This is a genomic window from Rhodoferax sp. (assembly GCF_037143375.1).
GTDB lineage: Bacteria > Pseudomonadota > Gammaproteobacteria > Burkholderiales > Burkholderiaceae_C > Rhodoferax.
The window spans coordinates 1-7,694 of the sequence record NZ_JBAWYV010000143.1 but is presented as its reverse complement, the minus strand read 5'-3'; the positions used below and the strand labels follow the sequence as shown (position 1 = coordinate 7,694).

The following is a 7,694-nucleotide window of genomic DNA, read 5'->3' as shown; positions in this document are numbered from 1 at the left end:
ATTAAACCGGCAAGCCGCCATCTCCAGCAAACCATCAAAAATAAGGTTATCGACCAACTCAAACTTGCCCAGCATGCTGGGTGCCATCTTCCACCCGGCGCCACCGGTCATGAAGCATTTGGGCTCGGCGCCACAGTGTTGCCGAACATGCTGCACCATGCGCTCCACAGCACCGGCAATGGCAAATGTGCCGCCGCTGGTGAGAGCGTCGCTGGTGTTGGTGGGAAATTCGCACACATCGCCGGTTGGCACGTGCAACCCGGCAGTGCCGGACTCCAGAGCGCGCAGCATGATGCCATGGCCGGGCAGGATGATGCCGCCCAAAAATTTGCCGCTGGCATCAACCGCCTCCACCGTCACGGCGGTGCCGACCATGACCAACACCATCGGCCGCGCCGGGCCTTGGGCCAGCAAGCGGTGCCAGGCACCGATCATCGCCACCCAGCGATCCGCGCCCAATCGGGCCGGAAAATCGTAGCCATTGGTCAGCCCGGCCTCAAAGGAGCTTGCGACCACCCACTGCGGGGCGGCGTCCCAAATTTCCATTTGCTCCTCGACCCGGCGTTTCAGGTGGTCACCGGCCACGATGCAACCCAACATGCGCTGCGGCACGGGCAGCGTGGCCCAAGGTCCATCGGCCAGTTTGTCGATGTTTTCAAGAAACTCCGCCCCGTGCGCCAGCAGCGGCGCTTGAGTATGGGGAGACTCGTACAGCGCCCACTTGAGGCGAGTGTTACCAACATCAATGGCCAGGAATTTCATGCCGCGATTATCCCCAAACTTAAGTCTATTTCAGCCTTGGCGCCAAGGCAGGCTGTGAAAGCGCCAGCCGCCTTTGTGGCCGCGCTGCGCGTGCGGGTCCGGATCGCCCTCGAAGCCTTCGAGGATGTTGTAAGCCTCCAGTCCCAATTCGGTGGCGCGCTTGGCCGCAGCGATTGAGCGCACCCCGCTGCGGCACAGCAAAACCACTTTTTTCCCCGGCGGCACCGCGGCTTTGAGCGCCTCGTCAAAAGCGGCATTCATGGCCATGCCCGGCCACTGTTTCCAGGCCAGAGGCACCGCCTCCGGTACAAAGCCGACCCATTCCCGCTCGGCATCGGTGCGCACGTCGACCAGCACCGCTTGGCCTGACTGCCACCATTGGCAGGCCAGTTGGGGCGAAACATCACCGGCATAACCGGTCGCCGGGCGGGCTGCGTGCAAGGCCTCGCCACCGGCATCGTGGCGCAAGCCCGAGCTGAGGTTGGCCGGCACGGCCTCGTCGAGGCGCTTGGGTTTGGGCAAATGCAGCGCCGCCATGATGGCCGTGAATTCGTCCAACGACTTGCCTGCGACCCGGGAATTGCCCGCTTTTTCTGCGCCAATCGTGGAATGCGTACGCCCGTGGTAGTCATGGCCGGGCCAGACGGTGGTGGCATCGGGCAAGGCAAACAGTACCTTGGTAATGCTGTGGTACATCGCTTCGCTACTGCCTGATTGAAAATCGGTGCGGCCGCAGCCATTGATCAGCAAGGTGTCGCCCGTAAAGACATGGTCTCGCCACAAAAAACTCATGCTTCCGGCGGTGTGGCCTGGCGTGTGCAGCACCTTCACATGCTCAGCACCAAAGGACAAAACATCACCCAGCTTGAGTTGCACGGCGGCGGTGCTGATGCCGCAGCCCTCGGGCGCGGCGGTTTTGGCACCCGCCAACTCAGTCAGCTGACCGGCGCTGGTGATGTGGTCGGCGTGGGCATGGGTTTCAACCGTCCACAGCAGTTTCAAACCATATTGGCGCAGGGTGGCGAGGTCTCGCTCCAGCTGGACATCCACAGGATCAATGATGAGCGCCTCGCGCGTGGCTTCATCAAACAACAGGTAGGTGTAGGTGCTCGACGCCGGATCAAAAAGCTGAATGGGGTTCATGTCGGACTCCTGATGATGAAAAAATTTAAATATTCTTGTGATTTTAAAAACGTTTACGGCAGGGTTATCACCGATGGGTAGTACGGTTTGATCAAAGCACAATAAAAAAACGATAAATTTTTATCTGATTAAACCCCCCATTACTATTTGGAGACTCGAATGAAATTCGTGCGAAATCTGGCTTTTAGTTCCGTTGCCCTGGCTGTTGCCAGCCTGAGTTTTGCGGCTGACAACATCAAGATCGGCCTGCAAGGCCCGCTGACCGGCGGCTCAAGCCCGATGGGGGTTTCAATGCGCGACGGCGCCAAACTGGCCGTCACCGAGATCAATGCCAAGGGCGGCATTCTGGGCCGCAAGATCGAGATGATCGAGCGTGATGACGAAGCCAAGAACGAGCGTGGCGTTCAAATTGCGCAAGAACTCATCAACAAAGAAAAAGTGGTCGCAACACTCGGCTACATCAACTCTGGCGTGGCGCTGGCCTCGCAGCGCTTCTACCAGGAAGCCAAGATTCCGGTCATGAATAACGTGGCCACCGCCACTACCATCACCAAGCAGTTTGCCGACCAGCCCGAGAACTATGTGTTCCGCAACTCGGCCAATGACACGATTCAGTCCGCCATGATTGTGGAAGAACTGATTGGCCGCAAAAAACTCTCCAAGGTCGCGATTCTGGCCGACTCCACCAACTACGGCCAACTCGGCCGCGCCGACTTGGAGAAAGCGCTCGCAGCCAAGGGCATTACCGCTGTGGCGATCGAAAAATACAACATCAAGGACGTCGACATGACGCCCCAGTTGCTGAAAGCCAAAGAAGCGGGCGCCCAGGTGGTCATCACCTACGGCATCGGCCCTGAACTGGCACAAATCGCCAACGGCATGATCAAGCTCGGCTGGAAGGTTCCCATGATGGGTTCCTGGACGCTGTCCATGGGCAACTTCATTGACAACGCCGGTAAAAATGCCGACGACGCCCTGATGCCACAAACCTTCATTCAGGAACCCAACACCCCCAAGCGCAAGAGCTTCATTGATGCCTACCAGAAAGCCTACAAAGTGACGCGTATTCCGTCGCCGGTGTCGGCGGCGCAAGGCTATGACTCGATCTACTTGCTGGCTGCTGCCATCAAGCAGGCCGGCTCCACCGAAGGCCCCAAAGTGCTGGCGGCACTTGAAGACCTGAAGGCCCCGGTTGAAGGCGTTGTGACCACCTACAACCGCCCCTTTACCAAAGAGGACCACGAAGCTATCACCATCAACATGGCGGTGATCGGCAAGGTCCAAGATGGCAAAGTGGTCTACGCCTATGAAGAAGACAAGAAAAAAGGTGGCGAGGTTCGCACCAAGGCCGCCAAGAAGTAACGTTGAGTTGGCTCTGCTTTAAGTAGCCTCTGAAAAAGCCGGTTTCCCCGGCTTTTTCAGTCTTCAGGCCAGCCAAAGCGGCGCCGAATTCACCCATTTTTTAATCGAGGTCAGGTATGGAAATTTTCTTGCAACTCATCTACAGCGGTATCGCGCTGGGCATGATTTATGGCGTGATCGCCTTTGGTTACCAGCTTACTTTCGCCACGTCTGGCACGCTGAACTTCGGCCAGGGCGAGTCGCTGATGCTGGGGGCGCTGGTGGGCCTTTCGCTCGCGGGCACGATTCACGGCGGACCCTACCTGAACTACTGGGTGATGATTCCGGTGGTTATTGTGTTTGGCGCTTTACAGGGCGCGGTGGTGGAGTGGATCGGAGTGCGCCCGGCCATCAAAGCCAAGAGCGAGTTTGGCTGGATCATGTCCACCATTGCGCTGGCCATTATTTTCAAGAACGTCGCCGAAAACATCTGGGGCAAGGACGACCTGAAGTTCCCTTCGCCCTTGTCTGAAGCGCCGATCAAGCTGTTTGGTGCCAATGTGTTGCCGATGGAAATTGTGGTGGTAGTCGGTGCGCTGGCCATGATGGCGATTGTTGAAATTTTCAACCGCAAATCAATTTACGGCAAAGCAGTGGTGGCCACGTCGAATGACCGCGATGCAGCCTCGCTCATGGGCATCAACACCGGGGCGGTCATCACCTTCTCGTTTGCCTTGTCATCGGTCACCGCTGCGGTGGCCGGTGTGCTGGTCGCCCCGCTGACGCTCACTGGCGCCACGATGGGCTCGGTGCTGGGCCTCAAAGCCTTTGCCGTGGCCATCATCGGTGGCCTGACTTCAGGGGTGGGTGTGATTGTGGGCGGCCTGATTTTGGGTATCGCCGAAACCACCACCGGTTACTACATTTCTACCGGCTACAAAGACGTGCCCGGGCTGGTCCTGCTGCTGCTGGTGCTGGCGATCAAGCCGGCCGGTCTGTTTGGCAAGATGGCCATCAAGAAGGTTTGACGGAATCACACAACCATGAAAATTCAAAGCAAATCTTTCTTCTTTGCCGTGCTCGGCATCGCCGCACTGGGATTGTTCCCGGTGTTGGTGGTCAACCCCTACTACATCCACCTGGTTGAGACCATCCTGATCTACGCCATCCTGCTGTTCGGCCTGGACATTGTGGTGGGCTACACCGGCCAGGTGTCGCTTGGCCATGCCGGGCTGTTTGGCGTGGGTTCCTATGCGGCAGGCGCCTTGTTCTTCAAGCTTGGCGTGCCTTTTCTGTTGGCAGTGCCAGCGGCCATTGCCATTACCGCCATGTTCGGTGCGGTGCTGGCCTTGCCAGCCTTGCGCGTAACCGGGCCGTATCTGGCGATGGTGACGCTGGCCTTTGGAACCATCATCCAGATTCTCATCAACGAGATGACCTTTTTGACTGAAGGCCCGATTGGCCTCAAGGTCACCAAACCCGTTTTCTTCGGCCACAAGCTCAATGAGGTCGAGTACTACTACCTGGTGGCGGTCCTGATGATCCTGGCCCTGATTTTGGTACACCGCCTGCTGAAGTCTCATCTGGGCCGGGCCTTTGAAGCCCTGCGCGACAGCCCGGTGGCGTGCGACTGCATGGGGGTATCGGTCTATTCCTACAAGGTCTACGCGTTCGTGATCAGTGCCGGCCTCGCCGGTCTGTCTGGGGCGCTTTACACCTACTCCGAAGAATACATTTCGCCCAACACCTACAACTTCGAGTTGACCATCATGTTCTTGCTGGCCATCATCATGGGTGGACGCAAAACACGCTCAGGGGCCTTGATCGGGGCCGCGATTGTGGTGATGTTGCCCAGCTTGCTGTCAGACATTGAACTGTTTCGCAAGATTGCCACTGTGCTGGCGGTGGCCGTGGTCGGCATGGCGGTATTCAATCTCGCCAAGAAAGTTAAAACGGTGCGCGAACTCGCCATACCCGTCGTGGCCACGGTGGCGATGGCAGCTTTTTCTTTTCAACTGGAAAATATCACCGACTGGCGCCTGACCATTTTTGGCCTCCTGACCCTGTTTGTGGTCTATTACCTGCAAGATGGTGTTGTGGGGTTTGTGAGTGAACTGGTCGCTCGTTTTGTCAGACCGACCAGCCGTGCCAATACCCATGCACTTGCCGCCAAACCAGCGCCCTGGAGCGCGCCGCATGCCGAAGTAACAACCGGCACCGGTCCCTTGCTGGAAGCGCAGCAGGTACTGATGCAATTCGGTGGGCTCAAGGCCTTGAACCAGGTGAGTCTGAGCATTGCCAGGGGTTCGATCCACGGTTTGATTGGTCCCAACGGCTCGGGCAAAAGCACCATGATGAACGTGCTGACCGGCATCTACCAGCCCACCGCTGGGCAGGTGGTGTTCAACGGCAAAACGGTCACGGGCCAAACCCCTACCAACATTGCCTTGTCAGGCATTGCCCGAACCTTTCAGAACGTGCAGTTGTTTGGCGAAATGTCAGCCACTGACAACGTTCTGGTGGGCCTGCACCACACCTTCAAAAGCAACACGCTCGATGTGATGCTGCGCACGCCGCGCTACCGGCGTGAAGATGCTGCCGCACGCGCACAGGCGGCCAGCTTGCTCGACTTTGTCGGCTTGACCGACTTGAGCGAAGAGCAGGCGCGCAACCTGCCGTATGGCAAACAGCGGATGCTGGAGATTGCCCGCGCCTTGGGCTTGAACCCCAACTTGCTGTTGCTCGATGAACCGGCGGCGGGCTTGCCGCCAGCGGACTTGCCAGAGCTGATGAAGATGATCCAGAAGATCCGCGACCACGGCATCACGGTGATCCTGATTGAGCACCACATGGACGTGGTGATGGGCATTTCAGACACGGTGTCGGTGCTGGATTTTGGCCAGATGATTGCCGAAGGCAAACCCGCCGATGTGCAAAGCAACCCCGCTGTGATCGAAGCCTATCTGGGCAGCGGCGCAGAAGTGCATTGATTGCGGAGAAGATTCAACATGCTCACTATTGAAAATCTGGAAGCCGGTTACGGCAAGGTGGAAGTGCTTCACGGTATTTCCATTCAAGTGCCCAAGGGCAAAATCGTCACACTGATTGGCTCCAATGGCGCCGGTAAAACCACCACCATGCGCGCCATCTCGGGGATGATCAAACCGGTGTCGGGCAAGATCAGCCTGGCCGGGCAGGACATCACCGGCATGGACTCGCACCAGATCGCCAAGCGCGGTCTGGCGCACTCACCGGAAGGTCGGCGCGTGTTCCCCACGCTAAGCGTGCTCGACAACATTCGTTTGGGTGCGTTTGTGCGTTACACCAACGCCCGGCCCAAAGGTGATGTGGAGTCCGACCTGCAAAAAGCGTTGGAGATGTTCCCACGCCTGAAAGAGCGCACCAACCAACTGGCCGGCACGCTGTCGGGTGGCGAGCAGCAAATGCTGGCCATGGCACGGGCCGTCATGCTGAACCCCGAAGTTTTTTTGCTGGACGAGCCCTCCATGGGTCTGGCCCCCATTTTGGTGGAAGAGGTGTTCAACATCATCTCGCGCCTGAAAGCGCAGGGCGTCACCATGCTACTGGTGGAGCAGTTTGCCGCCGCAGCGCTCAAAGTGGCGGACTATGGCTATGTGCTGGAAAACGGCCGCATCTCGGTGCACGGCCCGGCCGACAAACTGAAGGATGACCCGGCGGTCAAGGCGGCTTATCTGGGCGGTTGAGTGGGCGACGGGGCTGACCCGCTGGCGCTCTTTAATTTAGATGAAAACAGGGTCTAGCCCTTGTTCAGTCTACGTAAGCAGCTATTTATTTAATAGCTGTTTAATTCCGACTCAAAAGGTGGGGCGCTTTAGGCGCCCCTTTTTTATTGAAAATCGCGCTAAGATTGACGTTTACGTAAACGTCAAGTCAGCGAAAGCGATTCTGATACGGCCTACGTCATTCCCCCTGCCTTATTAATACGACTCACCCGGAGACTCATCCATGTCCGACTTGTCCGCTGAATTCAAAGCCCTGGCCAATTACCGCCCGACCAACAAGGTGCGATTCGTCACCGCCGCCAGCCTGTTTGACGGTCACGATGCCGCCATCAACATCATGCGCCGCATCTTGCAAGGCATGGGTGCCGAGGTCATTCACCTGGGCCACAACCGCAGCGTGGAAGAGGTTGTCACCGCCGCCTTGCAGGAAGATGCGCAGGGTATTGCCATCAGCTCTTACCAAGGTGGGCACGTCGAGTACTTCAAGTACATGGTTGACTTGCTGAAAGAGCGCGGCGGCGCCCACATTCAAGTGTTTGGCGGCGGCGGCGGCGTGATCGTGCCCCCCGAAATTCGTGAACTTCAAGCCTATGGCGTGACGCGCATTTTCAGCCCCGAAGACGGCCAGCGCATGGGCCTGGCCGGCATGATTGGCGAGATGGTGCAGTGCTGCGACAAGGATTT

The 7,694-nt window shown here is 57.9% G+C and carries 7 protein-coding genes and 1 pseudogene; 5 read left to right on the top strand and 3 right to left on the bottom strand.

Annotated elements, in window-relative coordinates; all coding sequences use genetic code 11:
- The 3 genes and pseudogenes from WCG50_RS15760 to WCG50_RS15750 all read right to left on the bottom strand — a co-directional run.
- The coding region (locus WCG50_RS15760; RefSeq protein ID WP_336900548.1) for a type III pantothenate kinase at positions 1-762 on the bottom strand (762 nt) is incomplete at its 3' end.
- A 30-nt stretch (positions 763-792) separates the two neighbouring features.
- Positions 793-1,203, bottom strand: coding sequence for a rhodanese-like domain-containing protein (locus tag WCG50_RS15755; RefSeq protein ID WP_336900549.1), 411 nt, complete (start codon positions 1,201-1,203; stop codon positions 793-795).
- A 249-nt stretch (positions 1,204-1,452) separates the two neighbouring features.
- Positions 1,453-1,905: pseudogene (locus WCG50_RS15750) on the bottom strand (MBL fold metallo-hydrolase); the annotation flags it as partial.
- Between the two features lie 159 nt (positions 1,906-2,064).
- Between WCG50_RS15750 and WCG50_RS15745 the strand changes: the two are divergent.
- The 5 genes from WCG50_RS15745 to WCG50_RS15725 form a co-directional block, all read left to right on the top strand.
- Complete coding sequence (locus tag WCG50_RS15745) at positions 2,065-3,267, top strand: ABC transporter substrate-binding protein (protein WP_336900547.1); 1,203 nt, start codon at positions 2,065-2,067, stop codon at positions 3,265-3,267.
- A 116-nt stretch (positions 3,268-3,383) separates the two neighbouring features.
- The gene (locus WCG50_RS15740; RefSeq protein WP_336900546.1) at positions 3,384-4,274 is read left to right on the top strand and encodes a branched-chain amino acid ABC transporter permease; all 891 of its coding nucleotides are present in this window, start codon (positions 3,384-3,386) and stop codon (positions 4,272-4,274) included.
- 15 nt (positions 4,275-4,289) lie between these two features.
- Positions 4,290-6,236 carry a branched-chain amino acid ABC transporter ATP-binding protein/permease gene (locus WCG50_RS15735; protein WP_336900545.1) on the top strand — a complete coding sequence of 649 codons (1,947 nt, stop codon included), beginning with the start codon at positions 4,290-4,292 and terminating at the stop codon, positions 6,234-6,236.
- A gap of 18 nt (positions 6,237-6,254) precedes the next feature.
- Positions 6,255-6,971: an ABC transporter ATP-binding protein gene (locus tag WCG50_RS15730; RefSeq protein WP_336900544.1), complete on the top strand. Its 717-nt coding sequence runs from the start codon at positions 6,255-6,257 to the stop codon at positions 6,969-6,971.
- Between the two features lie 262 nt (positions 6,972-7,233).
- Positions 7,234-7,694, top strand: a 461-nt coding sequence (locus WCG50_RS15725; RefSeq protein WP_336900543.1) for a cobalamin B12-binding domain-containing protein, incomplete at its 3' end; no start/stop codon positions are given.

Bases quoted from the DNA above. Each gene is read 5' to 3' on its own strand.
- WCG50_RS15740 (WP_336900546.1), top strand. From the start codon at position 3,384: ATGGAAATTTTCTTGCAACTCATCTACAGCGGTATCGCGCTGGGCATG.
- WCG50_RS15735 (WP_336900545.1), top strand. From the start codon at position 4,290: ATGAAAATTCAAAGCAAATCTTTCTTCTTTGCCGTGCTCGGCATCGCC.
- WCG50_RS15730 (WP_336900544.1), top strand. From the start codon at position 6,255: ATGCTCACTATTGAAAATCTGGAAGCCGGTTACGGCAAGGTGGAAGTG.
- WCG50_RS15745 (WP_336900547.1), top strand. From the start codon at position 2,065: ATGAAATTCGTGCGAAATCTGGCTTTTAGTTCCGTTGCCCTGGCTGTT.